Source organism: Marinobacter sp. es.042 (assembly GCF_900188315.1).
In the GTDB taxonomy this organism is placed as follows: domain Bacteria; phylum Pseudomonadota; class Gammaproteobacteria; order Pseudomonadales; family Oleiphilaceae; genus Marinobacter.
On record NZ_LT897781.1, the window covers coordinates 690,047 to 711,675 of the forward strand.

Sequence of the window (21,629 nt, forward strand, 5' to 3'; positions counted from 1 at the left end):
TACAGATGCAAAATCAGACCACTCAGCTATCCTTAACGGATGTAGGGCTGGTAGAACTCGCCGGTCAAATGCTGCTCTTGATAGCCCGGGAGGTTTTGGAATGCCGATCCAGACGCGTCGCGATGATGACGGTCAGACTCTTGTTATCAGGATAGAGGGGCGTTTCGACTTCAGCACCCATCAGGCGTTCCGTGATGCCTACGAGCACGGTGATCCGCACATCCGGAATTACATTGTGGACCTGTCTGACACCACCTACCTGGATAGCTCGGCGCTGGGAATGCTGTTGTTGCTCCGTGATTATGCTGGAGGTGACAGTGCCGGAATCGTCATCGAAAACTGCAATAACGATGTCCGTCGTATCCTTTCAATCTCCAATTTCGAGCAACTTTTCAATATCCGCTGACGCTCGCGGACTGCCGGAGTACTCATGGATGATTCCGTTGCAGAACATAGCCGTCCCCTGAGAATACTGATCGCTGACGATTCAGACAGCGATCGCCTGATCCTCAAAACACTGCTGAAGCGGCTGGGGCACGAAGTCCTTGATGTGGCAAACGGGCTGGACGCGGTCTCTGTTTTCCAGCGGGAGGCGCCGGATCTGGTGCTGCTGGATGCCCTGATGCCGGTCATGGATGGCATGGAAGCGGCCCGTCAGATCAAGCTCCTGGCTGGCGAACGGCTGGTCCCCCTGATTTTCCTGACCTCCCTCTCTGAAGCCGGTGCCCTGGCCCGATGCCTGGAGGCTGGCGGCGATGACTTCCTGGGAAAGCCCTATAACCGGATCATCATTGAAGCCAAGATCAAGGCCTTCAACCGAATGCGATTGATGCACCGGACCCTCTCGGATCAGCGGGATCTCATTCGTGAGCGCAACCGACAACTTACCGAAGAGCAGGAAATCGCCAAGCGGGTCTTCGATAACGTGGCTCATTCCGGCTGCCTGGATGCCTCCAATATTCGTTATCACGCTTCGCCCCAGTCCATTTTCAATGGTGATGTGCTGTTTGCCTCGCCGCGGCCGGCGGGCGGGATGCTGATCTTCATGGGGGATTTCACCGGCCATGGTCTGCCGGCTGCCATCGGCGCCATGCCTGTAGCCGAGATCTTCTACGGCATGGCCAATAAGGGTTTTAACGGCCAGGACGTGTTGCGCGAGATCAACCAGAAACTCAAACGGATTCTGCCCACGGGCATGTTCTGCTGTGGCGCCATGATCGAGGCGGATTTCAAACTTAATCAGCTGCAGATCTGGAACGGCGGTCTGCCGGATGGCTGGCTGATCCGGACCACCGGAGAGCTCCTGGCACTGCCATCGCGGCATCTTCCCCTCGGTATCCTTGCGCCGGATCAGTTCAATGCCGATTTCGAGAGGGTTGGTGCCGCCCCTGGTGACAGGGTGCTGATGATGACCGACGGCTTTCTGGAATCTGCCGACAGCGCCGGCAACGTATTCGGTGAGCAGGGCGTCACCGGCACGCTTGACCGGCTGGAAGGTGGCGACCATCCGTTCGATGCCATGATGTCCGCGGTTCACCGGTTCACCGGAAACTTTGAGGATGGCGATGACCTGACGCTCTGCTGTCTGGAAATGATGGACGAGGCGGGGCTGGCTGCCCTGCCAGATCGTGCCGCACCGTCTGCTCTTGCCGGGCCGGCGGAGTGGCGCTGCAGCTATGAAATCCGGGAAAGGACCCTCGGAGAGTTCAGTCCTCTGCCTCTGTTGCTTCATATCTGCATGGAGGTGCCGGGTCTTCGACGGAAGAGCGGTGAAATCTATACCCTGCTGGCGGAACTTTACAACAACGCGCTGGAGCACGGTGTTCTGGAACTCCCGTCAGAATGGAAACACACACCGGAGGGCTTTGGCCGCTACTACGCGGAGCGCAATCGGCGCCTGGCCAACGTGGAGGGTCACTACATCCGGTTCACACTTCACCATTCCCTGAAACCGGAGGGAGGTCGGCTTCGTGTTATCTGTGAGGACAGCGGCCAGGGGTTTGATTTTCACAATCATCCCGACGTGGCCCCCGGTAATTCCCCAACGAAGAGCGGGCGCTATGCAGGGCGGGGCCTGTTGCTGTTGAAACGTCTGGCGGAGACCATCAGGTTTCATGAACAGGGCAATCATGTTGAAATTGTCTATGATTGGCAGTTCGCCCGTACAGCGGAGAATCGAGATGACTGATAAACCACACCTGGACGAGGAGGCACTGGCTGAGCTTCGAGACGTCATGGAGGACGAATTCGAGGTGCTGATACAGACCTATGTTGCAGATTCCCGCGACAGGATTCGGGGATTGCAAGAAGCCCTGGGGGCTGATGACAGTGACGCCTTTGCCAAGACGGCCCACAGCTTCAAGGGCAGTTGTATCAATATTGGCGCCCCACGGCTTGGCGCTCTCTGCCTGAAGGCGGAAATAGCAGGAAAGGAGTCCCGGCTGGACGATGCCTCGGGATTAGTGGATGACATCGCCCGGGAATTCGAACAGGTAATCGCAGGCTTGGATGGCTTGATGGTAGGGTGAATCAGGTCGATTCAGGCCGTTTGTCAGGCGAAGCAGGTGTGTGCTGGCATCACAATTGCTTTGTCCTTCGCATTGAGTGGATTAACCGCCCATGCACCGGCCGAGTCCGGCAAGGTGAGGGCGACAATGCGATAAAAGCGGCAAGAGGTTGCCATGGCCCAGATGGTTCTTCCCCAAACCCCCGCGCCCGGGACGCAGCAAGATCCCGGCCCGTCAAAATCCGGAACCAGCCGGGATCCGGCTGACAGGAAAAGCGATTTTGACTCTGTCTCCCAGGCTGAGCAAAAGCGGCTCGATCGCCAGAAGGCGGATCGGAACGCCGAGGCCAGATCTGCCGATGAATCCCGGGCGGCCCGGGACACTTCTTCAGAGACGAAAACGGAAGCAAACGCGAACGCTGATCCAAAGGGTGGCGAAAAAGCCGACGTTGCCACGGATGCTGAATCACGGGACGCGGGCGAGGCCGCTGTTGCCGGTGATGGCAAATCAGAGCTGACGGCGCTTCCCCTTACCTTTGTCGAGTTGCAGTCCTGGCTGAATCCAAAAGTCGGAGGTGCCGGTGAGTCCGCCATGTCAGCTACAATGCCGGGAGCCGGCGTCAACGCTGCCACCGGTGGTTCGGGCCAAACGAATCCCGTTGCCGGATTGTTCAGTGGCCTTCTCACAGGGGGCTCGGGTCAGAAAGCTCAGTCCGCATCCGGCGGTGTCTCCGGCGAAGCGACACTGACAGATGTCATGAAGGCCTCAGTGCTCACCGACTCGGGCCGCAATTCGGATTCCGGCTCGTTGATCAATTCTGGCCGCTTCCAGTCCGCCATGGATCTGGTGTCCCAGCAAGCGGCCAATAATGCCAATGGGGCAGCGAAACTGACGGCTGAGAACACCGCACCTTTGCGAGGTTATGCTACGTCCATTGATGTGCCGGTAGGCCATGCAGAGTGGGGCGACAAACTGGTGGGCAAACTCAGCTGGCTAACTGCCCGCAACATGTCGGTTGCCGAAATCCACCTGACACCGCCGGACATGGGACCCATGGAGGTCAAGGTCCGGGTGCAGAACGAGCAGGCGAATATTACGGTCCATTCGGCCAATCCCGTGGTCCGTGACCAGCTTGAACTGCATTCCCACCGGCTCAGGGATATGCTGGGTGAGCAGGGTCTGTCGTTGGCAGGCTTCGATGTTTCCGATTCGCCTCGCCAGCAGACCGGCGAGCAGGGCACCGGAAATGATGATGGCTCCGGTGGCGGGTCGGCATCGCTGGTCGCTGGCGATCAGGACGATGAGGGCATCAGCTCCGGCAGCCTTGATCTGAGCTGGAAAGGCGAAGTAGACATCTTCGCCTGATACCCTTCGATATTCTCTTCCAATCTCCTTTGCCCATCCTTCCCGGCAACGCTAAACTGCTGTTCTGAACGGGAAGGTTGGGTGTTCTGGCCCGCCCTTTGCATCCAATCCTGAAAAGTCGCGGAAAATTGCTCCCCGTGACGGATTTCTGGCAAAGCGAACATTATGGCTGAAAATAACGAATCTGAAGCGGCTCCTGCCAAGAAGGGAAAACTGAAACTGATCATCATGCTGGTTGTGGTGGTGATCCTGGCCATTGTGCTGTCTGTGGTGGGTACCCTGTGGTTCCTGGGCGGCGGTCTTCCGGGCATGGGGGAGGAAGAGGGTGACGCAACCGAGGTTGCAGAGGAAACCTTTATTCCCAGCAGCTACTACCAGATGGAAAAAGCCATCGTTACCACGGTTCAGGCTGAGGGTCGCCAACGCTACGCCCAGGCTTATCTGGCGCTGGAGTCCACCGATCCACAGGCGCTTGAAGCTTCCAAGCTGCACATGCCTCTGATTCGAAGCCAGCTGGTGACAGTCCTTGGTAGCAGTAACTTCAACGAGCTGCAGACGCCCGAGGGCCGCAGTGGCCTGGCCGAGCGGATGCTGACCACGGTGAATCAGGTGCTGGAGCAGGAAGGCGAGCCCGCCATCAAACGGGTGTTATTCAGAAATTTTGTCGTGCAATAGCGCACGGGCCAAGGTACTTCACGGGCAGGACTACGTATGCAGGACTTGTTGTCACAGGATGAAATCGATGCCCTCCTCCACGGGGTGGATGACGGTGACATTGATACCTATGAAGAGACTGACGATACCGGCATAAAGAACTACGACCTTGCCAGTCAGGACCGCATCGTTCGGGGCCGGATGCCGACCCTGGAGATGATCAACGAGCGCTTTGCCCGTTACACCCGGATCAGCCTGTTCAACCTGATGCGTCGCAACGCCGATGTCTCCACCGGAGGCGTCCAGATCATGAAGTTCGGAGAGTATATTCATACCCTCTACGTGCCCACCAGTCTTAACCTGTGCAAGGTTCGCCCGCTTCGTGGCACCTCCCTGTTCGTGCTGGATGCCAAGCTGGTGTTCAAGCTGGTGGACAATTTCTTTGGTGGTGAGGGCCGTCACGCCAAGATCGAGGGCCGCGAATTTACCCCGACCGAGACCCGGATCGTCCAGATGGTGCTGGACCAGGTGTTCCACGATATGAAGGAAGCCTGGCACGCGGTACTCAAGGTGGACTTCGAGTACCTGAGCTCGGAAGTGAACCCGGCCATGGCCAACATCGTCAGTCCCAGTGAAGTGGTTGTGGTCAGCACCTTCCACATTGAACTCGACGGTGGCGGCGGTGAACTGCACTTTGCCTTGCCGTATTCCATGATCGAACCCATCCGCGATGTGCTCGATGCCGGCGTTCAGAGTGATATTGACGATGTTGATGAGCGCTGGGTGAACGCGCTTCAGGAAGACATCAAAGAGGTCAATGTTCCGATCAACACGACGGTCTGTCGCCGTCGAATCTCATTGCGGGACATTGCCAAGCTGAAGGCTGGCGACATTATCCCGGTGGAGGTGCCCGAGCATTTGACGGTCACCGCCAACGGCATCCCCGTTTACAAGGCAACTCTGGGGACTCGGGACGGGAAACTGGCACTGCGGATTCATGAGCGGGCATCAAGGCCCAAGGTGAAGAAACAATTCAAGGTGGGAAACAATGGCTGACGACGACAAGAAAGACGAGCAGGAACTCAGCGAGGACGAAAAGCTGGCTGCCGAGTGGGAAGCCGCCATGGAAGAGTCCGGAGATGAGGGCGAACGCGAGGACGAGTGGGCCGCTGCGATGGCAGAGGCCGGCGAAACCGGTGAAGCCGAGGACGATGTTCAGGCAGCGCCCATGGAGGAATTTGATAACGGAAGCGAGCCCGCCAAGGGTGGTGGTCCGGCTCCGGATATCGACGTCATTCTTGATATTCCGGTCACCATATCAATGGAGGTGGGTAACACTGAGATTCCGATACGGAACCTGTTGCAACTGAACCAGGGCTCCGTTATCGAACTTGACCGCCTGGCGGGTGAACCCCTGGACGTGCTGGTAAACGGTACCCTGATCGCCCATGGCGAGGTGGTCATGGTGAATGAAAAGTTCGGCATCCGTCTCACCGATGTGATCAGCCCGGGCGAACGTATCAAGCGGTTGCAGAAGTAACATGTGGTCCAGACTGATTGCGGCACTGACGCTGATTGTGATCCATCCGGTCGTCGCCCAGGAGACGGCAAAGACGGCTGCGGCTGATTCACCCGTGCGTGCCCCGGATACCGTTGGCACCATTGTCAGCCTGGGGTTGGGGCTGGTGGCAGTGATTGCCGTGATCTATGGCTGCGCCTGGATTATCCGCCGTATGAATGGCATGACCGGCATGAACAACAACGCTATCAAGGTGGTGTCGGTGATGGCCATTGGTGCTCGCGAGCGTATCGCCCTGATCGAGGTGGGCGGCCAGCAGATCCTGGTGGGTGTTACCCCATCGGCGATCCGGACCCTGCACGTGTTTGACGAGCCGGTTGTCGAGGCTGGCAGCGCTGGCTCCAGTGATTTTGCCCGGCGTCTGCAGGGCATGATCGGCAAATCCTGGACTTCCCCGACAAGGAACGACTAGCCCCATGCTTGCGGCAACCATCAAGCGACTGCTTCCATCCCTGATTGTCTTGGCGGGCTTTGTCTGGGCGCCACTGGCGCTGGCTCAGGAGCCTTCCGGCATCCCCGGTATACCGGCTTTCACTGTGACGCCCGGAGAAGGCGAGGGCGCTCAGGAATACTCGGTAACCCTGCAGATCCTGGCGCTGATGACAGCGCTAACGTTCCTGCCGGCCATGCTGATGATGATGACGTCTTTTACCCGCATCATCGTTGTGTTTGCGATCCTGCGCCAGGCGATTGGCCTGCAATCCACACCGTCGAACCAGATTCTTCTTGGCCTGGCCCTGTTTCTCAGCATCTTCATCATGAAACCGGTGCTGGAGGAGGCCAACCGGGTGGCGCTGCAACCCTACATGCAGGAGGAAGTAACCTCCCTGGAGGCGGTCGAGCTGGCCAGCCAGCCGTTCCGTAAATTCATGCTGGAACAGACCCGCGAGAGCGATCTGGCATTGTTCATGCGAATCTCCGATACACAGTACGAGACGCCGCAGGACGTGTCTTTCTGGATCCTGATGCCGGCATTCGTGACCAGTGAACTCAAGACCGCGTTCCAGATCGGGTTTATCCTGTTCATCCCGTTCCTGATTATCGACATGGTGGTGGCCAGTGTTCTCATGGCCATGGGTATGATGATGCTGTCACCAATCATCATCTCTCTGCCGTTCAAGATCATGCTGTTTGTTCTGGTGGATGGCTGGGCCCTGATCATGGGCACACTCGCCGCCAGTTACGGAATATAGGAGGCATCATGACTCCGGAAACCGTTATCGACATCCTGCGCGAAGCTCTGTGGATGATCGTATTGTTGTCCTCGTTGATCATTGGCCCCGGTCTGGTGATTGGCCTGGTTGTCAGTACCTTCCAGGCGGCAACCCAGATCAACGAACAGACCCTGAGCTTCCTGCCACGCCTGCTGGTTACGCTGATCGTCATCATCGTCTGGGGTCCCTGGATGCTCACGCAGTTGCTGGATCATGCCAACCGGTTGTTCGGCAACATACCCTACCTGATCGGCTGACGGATGATACCGGCGGAGATCAGCGCGGATGTGATCGGCCAATGGGTCGGTCAGCACCTATGGCCGCTGTTCCGCCTGGCCAGCTTCCTGATGGTGATCCCCATTTTCGGTACCCAGCTGGTACCCGCAAGGGTCCGCCTTGGGCTGGCTCTGCTGATGACCATCCTCATTGCTCCCATAATCCCACCTGTGCCACAGGTTGAAGCTCTAAGCGCCGATGCTGTGGTGATCACTCTGCAGCAGATCCTTATTGGCGTCGGCATGGGCTTTGCGCTGACCGCACTCTGGCAGTTGTTCGTGATTGCCGGCCAGATGATCGCCATGCAGATGGGGCTTGGCTTTGCTTCCATGGTTGACCCCTCTAACGGTGTCAATGTTCCGGTGCTGTCCCAGATTTACACGATCACGATCACGCTGCTTTTTCTGGCTATGAACGGCCACCTGGTTGCCTTTGAAGTCTTTATCGAGAGCTTCCGGACATTGCCCATCGGCATGGAAGGCCTCGGCCAGACCGGCGTCTGGGAATTGGCCCACAGAATCAGCTGGATGTTCGCCTCCGCCATGCTCCTGGCGTTGCCGGCGGTTACTGCCGTGCTGATCGTCAATATCTCCTTTGGCGTCATGACGCGCGCCGCTCCCCAGATGAACATCTTTGCGTTGGGTTTCCCGATTGGCCTGATTTTTGGATTGTTTGCCATATGGGTGCTGCACGCCAATTTTCTGCCGCACTTCGATCAGTACGCCCGGGAGACGTTTGATTTCATGCGGGGATTGCAGGGGCAGCCGTAGAGAGTTATGGCCGAAGAAGACGACAACAGTCAGGAAAAAACAGAAGAGGCCACGCCGCGAAGGCTCGAAAAAGCCAAAGAGGATGGCCAGACTGCGCGCTCAAAGGAGCTGGCTACCATGGCCGTCCTGCTGGCAGGGGCCGGCGGCATGCTGATGTTTGGCGCCAGCCTCGGAGCCTCGCTGGAGGCGATCATGCGCGATAGCTTCGTTATCGAACGCTCCGCCATCTTCGACATGCGCCACATGAGTGTGCAGCTCATCGAATCCTCCAAGGAGGCCGCCTGGGCTCTCTCTCCCATTTTGGTATTATTGCTGATCGCCGCTATCTTCGGCTCCATCGGCATCGGCGGCTTGCTGATCAGCGGCAAAGCCGTGGCCCCGAAACTCAATCGCATGGACCCCATCAAGGGCCTCGGGCGCATGTTCTCAATGCGCTCCCTCATCGAGCTGGTCAAGGCCATTGCCAAGGTCGGTCTGGTGATGGCCTTGGCCATCCTGATCCTCGATCTGCGCACGGAAGACCTGCTTGCCATTGCCGAGGAGCCGGTGGTGCCCGCCATGGAACATGTACTCTGGACCATCGCCTGGAGCTTCTTCCTGCTTTCCTGCGCCACCATCATCATCGCGGCCATCGACGTACCTTTCCAGATCTACGATCACCAGAAAAAACTGCGCATGACCAAGCAGGAGGTGAAAGACGAATACAAGGACACCGAGGGCAAACCCGAGGTCAAAGGCAAGATCCGCCAACTCCAGCGTGAAATGGCCCAGCGCCGCATGATGCAGGATGTGCCTACCGCAGATGTGGTGATCACCAACCCGACCCATTACGCCGTTGCCCTGAAATACGATCAAAAGGCGATGGCCGCGCCGATTGTGGTGGCCAAGGGCGCCGATGAGGTAGCCTTCAAGATCATGGAAATTGCCCGTGAGAACAAAGTCGAGATCCTGAGAACACCGCCGCTGACCCGGGCGGTGTACCACAACACCGACATCGGCGAGGAGATTCCCGATGGCCTGTATATGGCCATTGCCCAGGTGCTCGCCTATGTGTTCCAGCTTCGACAGTTCCGCAAGGGGCGCGGGCCCAAGCCCGGTATGCCAGAGTTCCCGATTCCGTCGGATTTGCGGCGGGACGTCTAGTTTGGAGCTGGGTTTCTTTTGGTAGCCTGCGAGTACTGGTGCTGGCGGCTTGTCGGGTGGGCCTCCCAAAAACCGCTACGAGCACATCCATGTGCGCTTGACGTCGGCCATCCCTGGCCGCCGACATTTTTGGGAGGCCCACCCGACAAACCGCTTCTGAGCCATTCGATATCGCATTGAAAGTCAGAATCGTAGGTCGGATTATAGCTTCGCCTAATCCAACCTTAGTGGTTTTGGCGGATTCCCGTCAGGTGTGCGAGGTTTGTGGGTCTGCTTCCCAAAAATGTCTGTGGCCATGGATGGCCACAGCCAAGCGCACATGGATGTGCTCGTAGCGTTTTTTGGGAAGCAGACCCACAAACCTCTTCCCCCGAAACAGCAGGCTAGGGCAGGACTCGAAGGCAAGATCAGCAACCAGCCTCGATAACCCGAACCATCGGTTCCCCGCGGCTTTCGGGAATTGGCAGAATCCCATACCAGGATCGCGGATCGTGCACCGTGGCGGAGGCAAACCCACAGGACAGGAAGTGTTCCCGTGCCTCTTCGTCGGTCTGGAAGTGGAAAGATACCTCGCTGCGGGTTACGGCCCCGAGGACGCCACCGAGGGCTTTGAGGGTGGTGTTCAGCAACGGCTGGCGGGGTTGGTAGTAGCTCTCGGAGAGGTAAATGGAGCCCGGGCGTTTGGCCATGGCAGCGGCTAGGCGGTGCCAGAACTCGCTGATGGTCGGCAGTGAGAAGTAGCTGGTCAGGCCTTCGGTGATAATGATCACCGGTTCGGAATTCTCAAATACCCGGTCGATCACTTTTTCCAGTTGATACTCGCCGTAGTCCGCGAGGATATCGATCGGCGTGACCTGGTGGTGGTCGCCGAGTCGGCCCGTGGCCATCAGGCGCAGTGCTTTGCGAGCCGCCATGTCGGGCAGGTCGGCTTCGACCACATGGAGTAGGGGGTGTTTCTGGCGTAACCGAATGCCTCTTGGCGACATGCCGCAGGCGATTTCCAGCACTTGTGTAATGCCCTTGTCGCGGATGGCCTGATCAATCAGGTGGTCGATAATCAGATGTCGTTGCAGCAGGAAGGTGCGGATGTTTCCGCCGATGGCGGCCTGACTGGCGGCTTCGAAGGGGGTCATCAGGCGATAGATCCAGCGGCCCTTTTCCGTAACGAGGGTGTCGTCAGAGAGCCCGTACCGGTGCCAGACGGCACCGGTATACAGGGCAGTGAAGCTGATGCCAGAGCTGTCAGTCGGCTTTCTGCTCATAGACGGCTTTACCCCATGCCTCGCGGCTGCCGGGGAGTATCAGGTTCAGGATGATGGCAGCCACCGCGCACAACGCGATGCCCTCCAGGTGCCCGAGCACCATGCCGCCGATACCGAACACCAGGGTGACACCCACGATAACCAGGTTGCGAGACTGTGACAGATCTACCTGGTGGCGGATCAGTGTGTTCAGGCCAACGACGGCAATGGAACCGAACAGCAGGCAGAGGATGCCGCCCATGACGGGTACCGGGATCGTCTGCAGTGCTGCGCCGAACTTGCCCACGAAAGCCAGAACAATGGCGATGCAGGCAGCCCACCACATGACCTTGGGGTTGAAGTTCTTGGTGAGCATAACCGCGCCGGTGACTTCCGAGTAGGTGGTGTTGGGCGGTCCACCGAGCATGGAGGCGGCGCTGGTGGCCAGGCCGTCACCCAGCAAGGTGCGGTGCAGGCCCGGCTTTTCCAGGTAGTTCTTGCGGGTTACGTTGCCGATGGCCAGCACGTCACCGATGTGTTCAATGGCCGGCGCAATGGCGACGGGGATCATGAACAGCACGGCGCCCCAGCTGAATTCCGGCGCCACAAAGTTGGGAACCGCAAACCAGGCGGCGTCCCGGATTGGCGTGGTATCCACGATCCCGGCAAACGCGGAGAGGATGTAGCCGGTGATAACACCGAACATGATCGGAATCAGCCGGAAAATGCCTTTCGACCAGACCGACATGATGATGGTTACGGCCAGCGAGATCATGGCGATCCAGATGGCAGTGTCGTAGGGAATCAGCTGGTTCGCGCCATCACCGGTGCGGCCGGAGGCCATGTGAACGGCAACCGGCGCCAGGCCGAGACCGATAGTCATGATCACGGGGCCGATGACCACCGGCGGCAACAGGCGGCGGACAAAACCGGTGCCTCGCAGCCGCACCAGTCCACTGAGGAAAATATAGAGAATACCCGCCGCCATCAGGCCGCCGAGCGTCTCTTCCATGCCGAACTTGCCTTTGGAGGCAATCACGGGGGCAATAAAGGCGAAGGACGACGCGAGGAAAATCGGGATCTGACCGCCGGTCACCACGTGAAAGATCAGGGTGCCCAGGCCGGCGGTGAACAGGGCCACGTTGGGATCCAGCCCGGTAATCAGTGGCATCAGAACCAGCGCGCCGAACGCCACCAGCAGCATCTGGGAGCCTGCAATAGCCTGTTTCCAGACCGGGTCGTTGGTATGGTCCTGCATTCTTAAACGTCCTTTTGCTTGGTGCCGAAGATTTTGTCACCGGCATCGCCGAGACCCGGAAGGATGTAGCCTTTGTCGTTGAGGCGCTCATCAACGGAGGCAGTGTAAATAGACACGTCCGGATGTTTTTCCAGAACCTTTTCAACGCCTTCAGGCGCGGCAACCAGAACCAGGGCCCGGATCTCGGTGCTGCCAGCCTTCTTGAGCAGGTCAATGGTGGAGATCATTGAGCCACCGGTGGCGAGCATCGGATCGACAATCATGGCCATGCGCTGGTCCAGTTCGCCCACCAGCTTTTCAAGGTAGGTGCTGGCCTCGAGGGTTTCCTCATTGCGGATCTGGCCGACAACACTGACCCGGGCCACCGGAATCAGGCTGAGGACACCGTCAAGCATGCCAAGGCCGGCCCGCAGGATCGGCACGATGGTGACTTTCTTGCCGTGAATCTGTTCCACGTTAACCGGCCCTGCCCAGCCTTCGATGGTCTTTTCCTGCAGATTGAAGTCTTTGGTGGCCTCGTAGGTCAGGAGTGCACCGACTTCCTGTGCCAGCTCCCGGAAATTCTTGGTGCTGATATCCGCACGGCGCATGATGCCGAGCTTGTGGCGGATCAGAGGGTGTTTTACCTCGTGGATTGGCATGGGGTCACCTGTGTGTCTGGTTGGAATTTTGGCGTCGCGATCAAATGGCGCAAGGATACCGCATCTGGCAAGGCGAGTCAGGCCGCAAATGGCTGCTTAACGGAAATCCCCTAAGGGGTGGTACGGATCTTGCGATAACCCTTCCAAACGACGCTCCGGTGTCAGATTTTCGACCTTCAAAACGCCTGCAGGCACGGCCAATCGGAGAAGTATCCGGCATGGACAGAGCTTTAGTCCTCAATAACGTCAAAACCCTGACGCGGGGCAACCTGGGCATACCCATCATGCTGATGGGCTTGCTGGGCATGATGATTCTGCCCATGCCGGCGTTCCTCCTGGACGTGTTCTTTACTTTCAACATCACCCTATCGATTGTCATTCTGCTGGTGTGTGTCTACGCCTTGCGGCCGATGGAGTTTGCATCTTTTCCCACGGTCCTGCTGGTAGCCACACTTCTGCGTCTCGCCTTGAACGTGGCGTCTACCCGGATTGTTCTGCTGAACGGCCACGAAGGTGGTGACGCCGCCGGTAAAGTGATCGAATCCTTCGGCGCCGTTCTGATCGGCGGCAACTACGCCGTAGGTCTGGTGGTGTTCGCGATTCTCATGATCATCAACTTCCTGGTCGTGACCAAAGGTGCCGGCCGGGTCTCCGAGGTAAGCGCCCGTTTCACACTGGATGCAATGCCCGGCAAGCAGATGGCGATCGATGCGGATCTGAACGCCGGCCTGATCAATCAGGATGAGGCCAAGCATCGTCGTGCCGAGATTGCCCAGGAAGCGGATTTCTACGGCTCCATGGACGGCGCGTCCAAGTTTGTGAAAGGCGACGCCATTGCTGGCCTGCTGATTCTTGCCATCAACATCATTGGCGGTATTGCCATTGGTATGCTGCAGCACGGTCTGGATTTCGGGCTGGCCATGGAGCGCTATGCGCTGCTGACCATTGGCGACGGCCTGGTGGCACAGATTCCCTCGCTGCTGCTATCCACGTCTGCTGCAATCATGGTAACGCGGGTTACCTCCAGCCAGGACATGGGAGGCCAGATCCTCCAGCAAATGTTCAGCGCGCCCAAGGCGCTGTCCATTGCCGCCGCTATCCTGATCATTCTCGGTCTGATTCCCGGCATGCCCCACGTGGCCTTCCTGGGTCTGGGTGCACTGGCCGCCGGCGCTGCCTGGTATATCTGGAAGCACCAGAGACAGACCGTCGAAGAAGATGGCGCATTCCCGGCGCGGGGCGCTGGCGGGGCGACTCCGCGGCCGGCGGGGCGTGATCTGCCACCAGGCGGTGATGCTGGCGGCGATCAGGGTCGTCAGCTACCGGCCCCTGGAGAGACCAAGGAGCTGGGCTGGGACGATGTGTCCACTGTCGATATTGTCGGTCTGGAAGTGGGTTATCGGTTGATCCCGCTGGTGGACAAGTCACAAGGTGGCCAGTTGCTCAGTCGTATCAAGGGCGTTCGTAAAAAGTTGTCCCAGGATCTCGGCTTCCTGATGCCCTCGGTCCACATTCGAGACAACCTCGATCTGATGCCTAACGTCTATCGCATTACCCTGATGGGCGTGACCATTGCCGAGGCCGAAATCCATCCGGACCGCGAGCTGGCCATCGACCCCGGTCAGGTATTCGGAAAGATAGAGGGCATTGAAGGCAAGGATCCGGCGTTTGGTCTGGATGCCAGCTGGATTGAGCCAGACAAGAAAGACCAGGCCCAGACGCTCGGCTATACCGTGGTCGATGCCAGTACGGTGGTCGCGACCCACCTTAACCAGGTGCTGCAGAAACACGCCCACGAGCTGCTGGGCCACGAGGAAGTCCAGAAATGGCTGGATCAGCTTGAAAAGATTTCTCCGAAGTTGGCCGAGGAACTGGTGCCCACCACCGTATCCATCAGCTTGCTGCTGAAAGTGCTGCAGAACCTCCTGAAAGAGGAAGTGCCGATCCGGGACATGCGGTCCATTGCCGAGGCCATCGTGAACGTGCACCCGAAGAGTCAGGATCCGAAGCTGTTGACCACCGTTGCCCGGCAGTCCCTGCGTCGGATGATTGTCCAGAGTATCTGCGGCAACGAATCGGAGATACCGGTGATCACCCTGGATCCGGATCTGGAACAGTTATTGCTAAAGTCTGTTCAGCAGAGTCAACAATCCGGCGGACAGGAAGATATTGGCCTGGTCCTGGAGCCGAATATGGTTGAAAAGCTCCAGCGCTCGCTTCAGGAGAGCGTCCAGCGTCAGGAGATGCTCGGCAAGCCGGCCATTCTGCTGGTGTCCGGGCCCCTGAGGCCGGTGCTGGCGAAGTTCGCCAGCTACGGGGTAGAGCGCCTGCATGTGCTCTCGTACCAGGAAATTCCGGATAACAAACAGATTACGATCGTGGCGTCCGTTGGCCAGTAACGGCGCGGATGACAGAGCGGACAGCGCCGGCACGGCGTTGCCGGTGGAGGAAGAGGCATCATGAAAGTAAAGCGGTTTTTTGCTCAGACCATGGCCGAGGCGCTCAAGCAGGTCAGTGAACAGATGGGGCCGGACGCCGTGATCCTTTCCAATCGTCGGGTCGACGGCGGTGTCGAAATTGTGACGGCGTTGGATTATGACGAGAATATGGCGCGCCAGCGACTGGGCAACCAGGCAGAAGACGCCGCCAACGGGTCCCGCTTGGCCGAGATGCAGGCCGACCAGCACAGGCGTCTTGAAGACGAGCTGAGCCGGTCCCGGGACCGCATCCGTGAAGTCCGGGAAAAGCGGGCATCGCAGGGCGCGAGCTACGCCGGTTCGTTCGCTGCCATTCAGCAAGAGGTGAGTGGTGGTTTTGGTGATATTGCACCTCTGCCACAGGCGCCGAGGGAAGCCTATTCCGATGAGCTGGCGCAGATGCGGGCCGAGATCAGCTCGCTCAAAGACATGATGCAGGGCCGTCGGCCGCAAACGGAGCCGGAGGTTTCTGCGACCACCGCCGTGCAGCAGAGGCTTGCCGAGCGCTTGCAGGAGTTCGGCCTCGGCAGCGATCTGGCGGGGTCAATTTCCCGTCGTCACAAGTCGGGGCGCCTGGAAGACGGTTGGAAGCAGTCCCTGAAAATGCTGTGTACCGGGGTCCGGACCTCCCGCATGGAGTGGCTGGATGAGGGCGGCGCCTACGCGTTGGTGGGTCCGACAGGGTCCGGGAAAACCACCACCATCGGAAAACTCGCCGCTCGCTACGTGCTCAAGCATGGCTCCGATTCCGTGGCCCTGGTTACCACGGACCGCTATCGGGTGGCGGCGCACGAGCAGTTATTCGTGTTCGGTCGGATCCTGAATGTGCCGGTGCGGGTCGTGGATGAAAGCCACAGTCTGGACGATATTCTGGATGAGCTGTCAGACCGTCATCTGGTGCTGATTGATACCGCCGGACTGACCAGTGCCGACAAAGGCTATCAGGAACAGCTGGCCGAACTGGCTCGCAGCCATCACAATATCAAAACCCATCTGGTGGTCTCGGCAACCAGTCAGCCTCGCATCATGAAATCCGTGTGGCATTGCTATAAGATGGCAAATCTTGCGGGCTGTGTGATGACCAAAATCGACGAGGCCCTGACGCTGGGCGAGTCTCTCGGGTTTGTGATGGAAACCGGTCTGCCGGTAGCCTATTACACAGACGGCCAGAAGATTCCTGAAGACCTGCACCACGCAGAAGCCGTTCCGCTGGTGCGGTTGGCCGTGGATCGGCTGAAAACACTCCAGCAACAGCAAGCGGTCGCAGAGGGCCTGAAAGAGCACGCCTGAGACCGGACAGATTGACAGCAGGCGTCGGAGACAAAGCCGGCGAAACGTGGCGAGAGACCAAAAACAGTATGAGCAGAGCACATCCGGTACAGGTGATTGCAGTTTCCGGCGGAAAGGGTGGTGTCGGCAAGAGTAACGTGTCGGTGAACCTCGGAATTGCCCTGGCGCAGAAAGGCCGGAGAGTGGTACTGCTCGACGCCGATCTGGGGCTCGCCAATATCGACGTCTTGCTGGGCATCACTGCCAATCGTAACCTCCAGGATGTTCTGGCCGGCGATTGTGATCTGAAGGACGTTCTGGTGAATGGTCCCGGTGGCATCAAGATTGTCCCCGCCTCTTCCGGTACCCAACGAATGACCCAGCTCAGCCCCATGGAACATGCCGGGCTGATTAATGCGTTCAGCGAACTGGGTGATCAGATCGATGTTTTGATAGTGGATACCGCTGCCGGTATCTCCGAATCTGTGGTCAGTTTTCTCAGGGCCTCCCAGGAGCTTTTGCTGGTAGTGTGTGACGAGCCCACGTCCATTACTGACTGTTACGCTTTGATTAAACTTATGAACCGCGAGTACGGCACCAATCGGTTCCGTATTCTTGCCAACCAGGTCCGGAATGAACAGGAAGGCCGGCATCTGTTCGAAAAACTGACACGGGTCACCGAGCGCTTCCTGGATGTGGCACTACAATACGTAGGAATAGTCCCCTACGATGAGGCCGTGAAGAAAGCGGTTCAGCGGCAGCGTGCGGTGCTGGACGCCTATCCCAGGGCGAAAGCTTCGCTGGCCATCAAGGCGCTGGCGGACAAGGTAGATAGCTGGCCGTTGCCGTCCTCTCCCCGCGGGCATCTGGAATTTTTTGTGGAGCGGCTCGTCGAAGTCTGAATCGGATCCAGTCAAACAAAAAAAACCGGATACATGATATTGGCGAAAAACCTCGGAATCTATAACCAGTCAAGTGCGCAGAAGCCGGCTCAGCTCATTGAGCAGCACGCGCCGCTGGTCAAGAAAATTGCCCTTCACCTCATGGCTCGCCTGCCGGCGTCCGTCCAGCTTGAAGACCTGATGCAGGCCGGCATGATCGGTCTGCTCGAGGCCGCCCAGCGTTACAGCTCCACCAAAGGTGCTACCTTCGAGACTTACGCCGGTATCCGTATTCGCGGCGCCATGGTGGACGAAATCCGCAAGGGTGACTGGGTGCCACGTTCTGTTCATCGAAACGCCCGTCGCATTTCCCAGGCCATCAAAGCCGTTGAAGATCGACTTGGCCGCGAAGCCCACGACCAGGAAGTGGCCGAAGAGCTGGGGATGGGGCTGCCCGAATACCACTCCTACCTTTCCGATTCCAACAGCGGTCGACTTTTTAGCCTCGACGAGCTCAATGAATCCGGAGAGCTGCCGATAGAACAGACAGAGACGCAGGATAATCCCCTTGAGGGATTGTCCTCCGATGCCTTCCGGCGGAGCCTCGCTGAGGCGATTGAGGACCTTCCGGAGCGGGAAAAGCTGGTGTTGAGCCTTTACTACCAGGAAGAACTGAACCTCAAGGAGATTGGCGCGGTGCTGGGCGTCAGTGAGAGCAGGGTAAGCCAGATTCACAGCCAGGCAGCCCTGCGCCTTCGGGGACGGCTCTCGGATTGGCGTCAGGAATCGGACAGCTGACGGCGTTCAGTCTGTGTCGGCAACGAGGTAGTCTGTAGTTTTTGGTAACCGATGCTTTACAACCGAAGCAAAGGTCCGACAATAAGCGGTTAAAACAGCGGCCTGCTAGACTTTGAACGCAAAGGTCAAACGAATTCCGGGTGTTACTAACTGGAGGTCCCATTGGACAAAAACATGAAAATCCTCATTGTGGACGACTTCTCCACAATGCGACGGATCATCAAGAACCTGCTGCGTGATCTTGGCTTCACCAACACCGATGAAGCTGACGACGGCAACACAGCGCTGCCAATGCTCAAAAGCGGCAAATACGATTTTCTGGTGACCGACTGGAACATGCCGGGCATGTCAGGCTTCGACCTTCTCAAGGCCGTTCGGGCGGACGAGAATCTGAAAACCCTGCCGGTATTGATGGTAACTGCTGAGGCCAAGCGCGACCAGATCGTTGCCGCTGCCCAGGCAGGCGTAAACGGTTATGTGGTCAAGCCGTTTACCGCTGCGGTGCTCAAGGAAAAGATTGAGAAAATCTTTGAAAGAATCCAGTAACCAGAGGTCGGATGGCTCCCATGAGCGATAGCGAAAAGAACCATCGGGGCCTTGAGCCGGAGGTGACTGAGAAGCTCCAGCGTCAGGCAACCGAACTGGCTGAAGTTGTTAACGCCGGTGATTATGCCAAGGCCATGACCCTGATCAATGAACTCAGCGAGGTCAGGGATCAGAGTCTGTACCGTGAGGTAGGGCGGCTGACGCGGAGCCTTCACGAAGCAATCCGGAACTTCCAGATTGATCCCCGAAACGCAGAACAGCAGGAAGCACTGTCGAAAATGACAGATGCCTCTGATCGCCTCGAGTATGTGGTGCAGATGACCGGCGAAGCAGCCAACCGGACGATGGACCTGGTTGAGGAAACCATGCCGGTGGCCAATGCCCTGAGAGACGAGGCCGCCGCGTTGCGTGATGAGTGGCAGCGACTGCGTCGCCGGGAAATGCAGCCGGCCGAGTTTCGCGAGCTGTACGGCCGGATTGATCGCTTTTTTGTCAGCATGGCAACCGATGCCGACACCATGTACAGCAACCTGTCGGAAATCCTGCTGGCTCAGGACTATCAGGATCTGACAGGTCAGGTCATTCAGAAGGTCACCGCCCTTGTGAAAGAGGTTGAGGAGCAGATGCTCAGTCTGGTGGTGATGGCTAGTCATGTGGACCAGCTCACGGGCACGGTGCACCAGATTGAAGAAAAAGAAGAGTCTGCAGAGAAGGGCGTCGGGCCCCAGATCAAGGCCGATGAGCGTGAAGATGTAGTTTCGGGGCAGGACGACGTAGACGACCTGTTGTCCAGTCTCGGTTTCTGAATAATGAGGGTAACGCATGGCGTTTGATGCTGATGAAGAGATTTTGCAGGACTTCCTGGTAGAAGCCGGCGAGATCCTCGAAAAGCTGTCAGAGCAGTTGGTGGATCTTGAGCGACATCCTGACGACAGTGATCTGCTCAACGCCATCTTCCGTGGTTTTCATACCGTGAAAGGCGGTGCCGGCTTTCTTCAGCTTGAAGCGCTGGTGAACTGCTGCCATTCCGCCGAAAACGTCTTCGACATCCTGCGTAACCACAAGCGCAAGGTGGACTCTGAACTGATGGACGTGGTTCTCGAAGCACTCGACCACGTCAATGCCATGTTTGAGCAAGTCCGCAATCATGAGGAGCTGACACCGGCGCCGGACGAACTGATTGCCCGTCTGGACGCCCTGGCGCAGCCTGAAGGCGAGGGGGAGCCTGCCGCTGCCGTTCAACCGGAGCAGGAAGAGAGCGAACCGGCAGAAGACGGTGGCGACATCACCGACGACGAGTTCGAACAGCTTCTGGACGCATTGCAGGATGAGAAATCGGGGGACGCTCCCCAGGCTTCAAGCGCCGGGTCGGCCGGCGGTGACCAGGAAAGTTCTGGAGACGACGAAATAACCGACGACGAATTCGAGGCGCTACTGGACCAACTGCACGGAAAAGGTCAGTTTGCTGGTGCGCCAACCTGCGAGGAAGAGGCCGTCAGCGAAGAAGACAGTCCGGCTGCCAAGGCCGGATCTGGTGGCAGCGATGACCTGATCACCGACGACGAATTCGAGAAATTGCTGGACGATCTTCACGGCAAGGGCGGAAGCCCGACCGCGGGCGGAGAGCCTTCAGCTCCGAAAGAGCCTCCAGCTCCAAAACAGCCCTCAGCGCCGAAACAGCCTGCATCGCCGACAGCAAACACGTCAAAGCCCGAAAAGTCGAAGCCGGCCGAGAAGCCGGAAGCCAAAGGCGCTGCCGCACCGGCGATGCCTGCTCGCGACAATGCCCCGGTGGCTGAAACGACGGTTCGTGTCGACACCAAGCGGCTCGACGACATCATGAATATGGTAGGTGAGCTGGTGCTGGTGCGTAACCGCTTGCAGCGTCTGGGTGCCGAAAGTGAAGACGAACACATGCACAAGGCGGTATCCAACCTGGATGTGGTTACGACTGATCTTCAGTCCGCCGTCATGCAGACCCGAATGCAGCCGATCAAAAAGGTGTTCGGTAGGTTCCCCCGCGTTGTGCGCGATCTCGCCAGAAACCTCAAGAAAGAGGTGAACCTGGTGATGCATGGCGAGGAAACCGATCTCGACAAGAACCTGGTTGAAGCACTGTCAGATCCGCTGGTTCACCTGGTGCGGAATTCGGTGGACCACGGGATTGAGGCTCCGGACGTCCGCGAGAAGGCCGGAAAGCCCCGACAGGGCACGGTTACCCTCTCTGCCGAGCAGGAGGGAGACCATATTCTGCTGTTTATCGAGGATGACGGTGCGGGCATGGATCCGGAGGTCCTGCGCCGTAAAGCGGTCGAAAAGGGTATCTACGACCAGGACGCCGCGGACCGGCTGACCAATTCGGAGTGTTACAACCTTATTTTTGCCGCCGGATTTTCCACCAAGGAGCAGATTTCGGATGTGTCCGGTCGTGGCGTCGGCATGGATGTGGTCAAGACCAAGATTGGCCAGCTCAATGGCCAGTTGAGCATCGAATCGGAACTGGGCAAGGGCTCTCGCATTGTCATCAAGGTTCCGCTGACGCTCGCCATCATGCCCACCCTGATGATCATGCTGGGCGATCAATCCTTTGCGTTGCCGCTGGTTAACGTGGTCGAGATTTTCCATCTGGACCTGACCAAGACCAACATCGTCGATGGGCGCGAATGCATTGTGGTTCGGGATAAAGTGTTCCCGCTATTCCACATCAAGCGCTGGCTGGTTCGTGCCGGCGCTGGCCAGGAGGTGCCCGATAACGCCCATGTTGTCATTGTGGCCATGGGTACCAAGCAGGTCGGGTTCGTGGTCGACCAGCTGGTTGGTCAGGAAGAAGTGGTTATCAAGCCCCTCGGACGAGCGCTCCAGGGTACGCCAGGCATGGCCGGTGCCACCATTACCGGTGATGGCCGGATTGCACTGATTATTGATGTGCCAAGCCTGTTGCAACATTACGGTTGAGCCGGGCCTTCCGGCGCTTTTTGCCAGAGAAGGCCGAAGAACGATGGATTGGGTA

Annotated in this window: 22 protein-coding genes; 19 read left to right on the forward strand and 3 right to left on the reverse strand. The window is 58.2% G+C overall.

Features of this window, described 5'->3' with window-relative positions:
- The first annotated feature begins 100 nt into the window (after window positions 1–100).
- The 12 genes from CFB02_RS03365 to flhB all read left to right on the forward strand — a co-directional run bounded on the left by CFB02_RS03365 (window position 101) and on the right by flhB (window position 9,508).
- Window positions 101–406, forward strand: a complete 306-nt coding sequence (locus CFB02_RS03365) for an STAS domain-containing protein (RefSeq protein WP_053112487.1) — start codon at window positions 101–103, stop codon at window positions 404–406.
- A gap of 24 nt (window positions 407–430) precedes the next feature.
- On the forward strand, window positions 431–2,188 hold the full coding sequence (locus CFB02_RS03370; protein ID WP_088556878.1) for a PP2C family protein-serine/threonine phosphatase: 1,758 nt from the start codon (window positions 431–433) through the stop codon (window positions 2,186–2,188).
- Window positions 2,181–2,528 (forward strand): Hpt domain-containing protein, encoded by a 348-nt coding sequence (locus CFB02_RS03375; protein ID WP_088556879.1) that lies wholly within the window; start codon window positions 2,181–2,183, stop codon window positions 2,526–2,528. Before CFB02_RS03370 ends, CFB02_RS03375 begins: the two co-directional genes overlap by 8 nt.
- A gap of 153 nt (window positions 2,529–2,681) precedes the next feature.
- Window positions 2,682–3,872, forward strand: a complete 1,191-nt coding sequence (locus CFB02_RS03380; RefSeq protein ID WP_088556880.1) for a flagellar hook-length control protein FliK — start codon at window positions 2,682–2,684, stop codon at window positions 3,870–3,872.
- A gap of 165 nt (window positions 3,873–4,037) precedes the next feature.
- Window positions 4,038–4,547 carry a flagellar basal body-associated protein FliL gene (fliL, locus tag CFB02_RS03385; RefSeq protein ID WP_088556881.1) on the forward strand — a complete coding sequence of 170 codons (510 nt, stop codon included), beginning with the start codon at window positions 4,038–4,040 and terminating at the stop codon, window positions 4,545–4,547.
- A 36-nt stretch (window positions 4,548–4,583) separates the two neighbouring features.
- A complete protein-coding gene (fliM, locus tag CFB02_RS03390) occupies window positions 4,584–5,582 on the forward strand; it encodes a flagellar motor switch protein FliM (protein ID WP_088556882.1) in 999 nt (332 codons plus the stop codon).
- Entirely contained in the window at window positions 5,575–6,066 is a 492-nt protein-coding gene (gene fliN, locus CFB02_RS03395) for a flagellar motor switch protein FliN (RefSeq protein ID WP_088556883.1), read from the forward strand. Before fliM ends, fliN begins: the two co-directional genes overlap by 8 nt.
- A gap of 1 nt (window position 6,067) precedes the next feature.
- Window positions 6,068–6,517 (forward strand): flagellar biosynthetic protein FliO, encoded by a 450-nt coding sequence (fliO, locus tag CFB02_RS03400; protein ID WP_088556884.1) that lies wholly within the window; start codon window positions 6,068–6,070, stop codon window positions 6,515–6,517.
- A 4-nt stretch (window positions 6,518–6,521) separates the two neighbouring features.
- Window positions 6,522–7,298 carry a flagellar type III secretion system pore protein FliP gene (gene fliP, locus CFB02_RS03405; protein WP_014577624.1) on the forward strand — a complete coding sequence of 259 codons (777 nt, stop codon included), beginning with the start codon at window positions 6,522–6,524 and terminating at the stop codon, window positions 7,296–7,298.
- A gap of 8 nt (window positions 7,299–7,306) precedes the next feature.
- The gene (gene fliQ / locus CFB02_RS03410) at window positions 7,307–7,576 is read left to right on the forward strand and encodes a flagellar biosynthesis protein FliQ (protein ID WP_088556885.1); all 270 of its coding nucleotides are present in this window, start codon (window positions 7,307–7,309) and stop codon (window positions 7,574–7,576) included.
- Window positions 7,577–7,579: 3 nt separating this feature from the next.
- A complete protein-coding gene (fliR, locus tag CFB02_RS03415) occupies window positions 7,580–8,365 on the forward strand; it encodes a flagellar biosynthetic protein FliR (RefSeq protein WP_088556886.1) in 786 nt (261 codons plus the stop codon).
- 6 nt (window positions 8,366–8,371) lie between these two features.
- On the forward strand, window positions 8,372–9,508 hold the full coding sequence (gene flhB, locus CFB02_RS03420) for a flagellar biosynthesis protein FlhB (RefSeq protein WP_088556887.1): 1,137 nt from the start codon (window positions 8,372–8,374) through the stop codon (window positions 9,506–9,508).
- A gap of 407 nt (window positions 9,509–9,915) precedes the next feature.
- On the opposite strand, the gene CFB02_RS03425 is transcribed toward flhB, so the two are convergent.
- The 3 genes from CFB02_RS03425 to upp are packed head-to-tail and all read right to left on the reverse strand — an operon-like array spanning window position 9,916 to window position 12,648.
- The gene (locus CFB02_RS03425) at window positions 9,916–10,770 is read right to left on the reverse strand and encodes a class I SAM-dependent methyltransferase (RefSeq protein ID WP_088556888.1); all 855 of its coding nucleotides are present in this window, start codon (window positions 10,768–10,770) and stop codon (window positions 9,916–9,918) included.
- Complete coding sequence (locus CFB02_RS03430; RefSeq protein WP_088556889.1) at window positions 10,751–12,007, reverse strand: uracil-xanthine permease family protein; 1,257 nt, start codon at window positions 12,005–12,007, stop codon at window positions 10,751–10,753. The genes CFB02_RS03425 and CFB02_RS03430 overlap by 20 nt, the downstream gene beginning before the upstream one ends.
- A gap of 2 nt (window positions 12,008–12,009) precedes the next feature.
- A complete protein-coding gene (gene upp / locus CFB02_RS03435; protein ID WP_008173081.1) occupies window positions 12,010–12,648 on the reverse strand; it encodes a uracil phosphoribosyltransferase in 639 nt (212 codons plus the stop codon).
- 218 nt (window positions 12,649–12,866) lie between these two features.
- Between upp and flhA the strand changes: the two genes are divergently transcribed.
- From flhA to CFB02_RS03470, 7 genes are all read left to right on the forward strand, one after another.
- Window positions 12,867–15,047, forward strand: coding sequence for a flagellar biosynthesis protein FlhA (gene flhA / locus CFB02_RS03440; protein ID WP_088556890.1), 2,181 nt, complete (start codon window positions 12,867–12,869; stop codon window positions 15,045–15,047).
- Between the two features lie 60 nt (window positions 15,048–15,107).
- Window positions 15,108–16,415 carry a flagellar biosynthesis protein FlhF gene (gene flhF, locus CFB02_RS03445; protein ID WP_088556891.1) on the forward strand — a complete coding sequence of 436 codons (1,308 nt, stop codon included), beginning with the start codon at window positions 15,108–15,110 and terminating at the stop codon, window positions 16,413–16,415.
- Window positions 16,416–16,483: 68 nt separating this feature from the next.
- Window positions 16,484–17,296, forward strand: a complete 813-nt coding sequence (locus tag CFB02_RS03450; RefSeq protein ID WP_088559149.1) for a MinD/ParA family protein — start codon at window positions 16,484–16,486, stop codon at window positions 17,294–17,296.
- 33 nt (window positions 17,297–17,329) lie between these two features.
- Complete coding sequence (locus tag CFB02_RS03455) at window positions 17,330–18,073, forward strand: RNA polymerase sigma factor FliA (protein ID WP_088556892.1); 744 nt, start codon at window positions 17,330–17,332, stop codon at window positions 18,071–18,073.
- A 162-nt stretch (window positions 18,074–18,235) separates the two neighbouring features.
- Window positions 18,236–18,619 carry a chemotaxis response regulator CheY gene (gene cheY, locus CFB02_RS03460; protein ID WP_008173086.1) on the forward strand — a complete coding sequence of 128 codons (384 nt, stop codon included), beginning with the start codon at window positions 18,236–18,238 and terminating at the stop codon, window positions 18,617–18,619.
- Window positions 18,620–18,639: 20 nt separating this feature from the next.
- Complete coding sequence (locus CFB02_RS03465) at window positions 18,640–19,425, forward strand: protein phosphatase CheZ (protein ID WP_088559150.1); 786 nt, start codon at window positions 18,640–18,642, stop codon at window positions 19,423–19,425.
- Between the two features lie 16 nt (window positions 19,426–19,441).
- On the forward strand, window positions 19,442–21,574 hold the full coding sequence (locus tag CFB02_RS03470) for a chemotaxis protein CheA (protein ID WP_088556893.1): 2,133 nt from the start codon (window positions 19,442–19,444) through the stop codon (window positions 21,572–21,574).
- Window positions 21,575–21,629 lie beyond the last annotated feature (55 nt).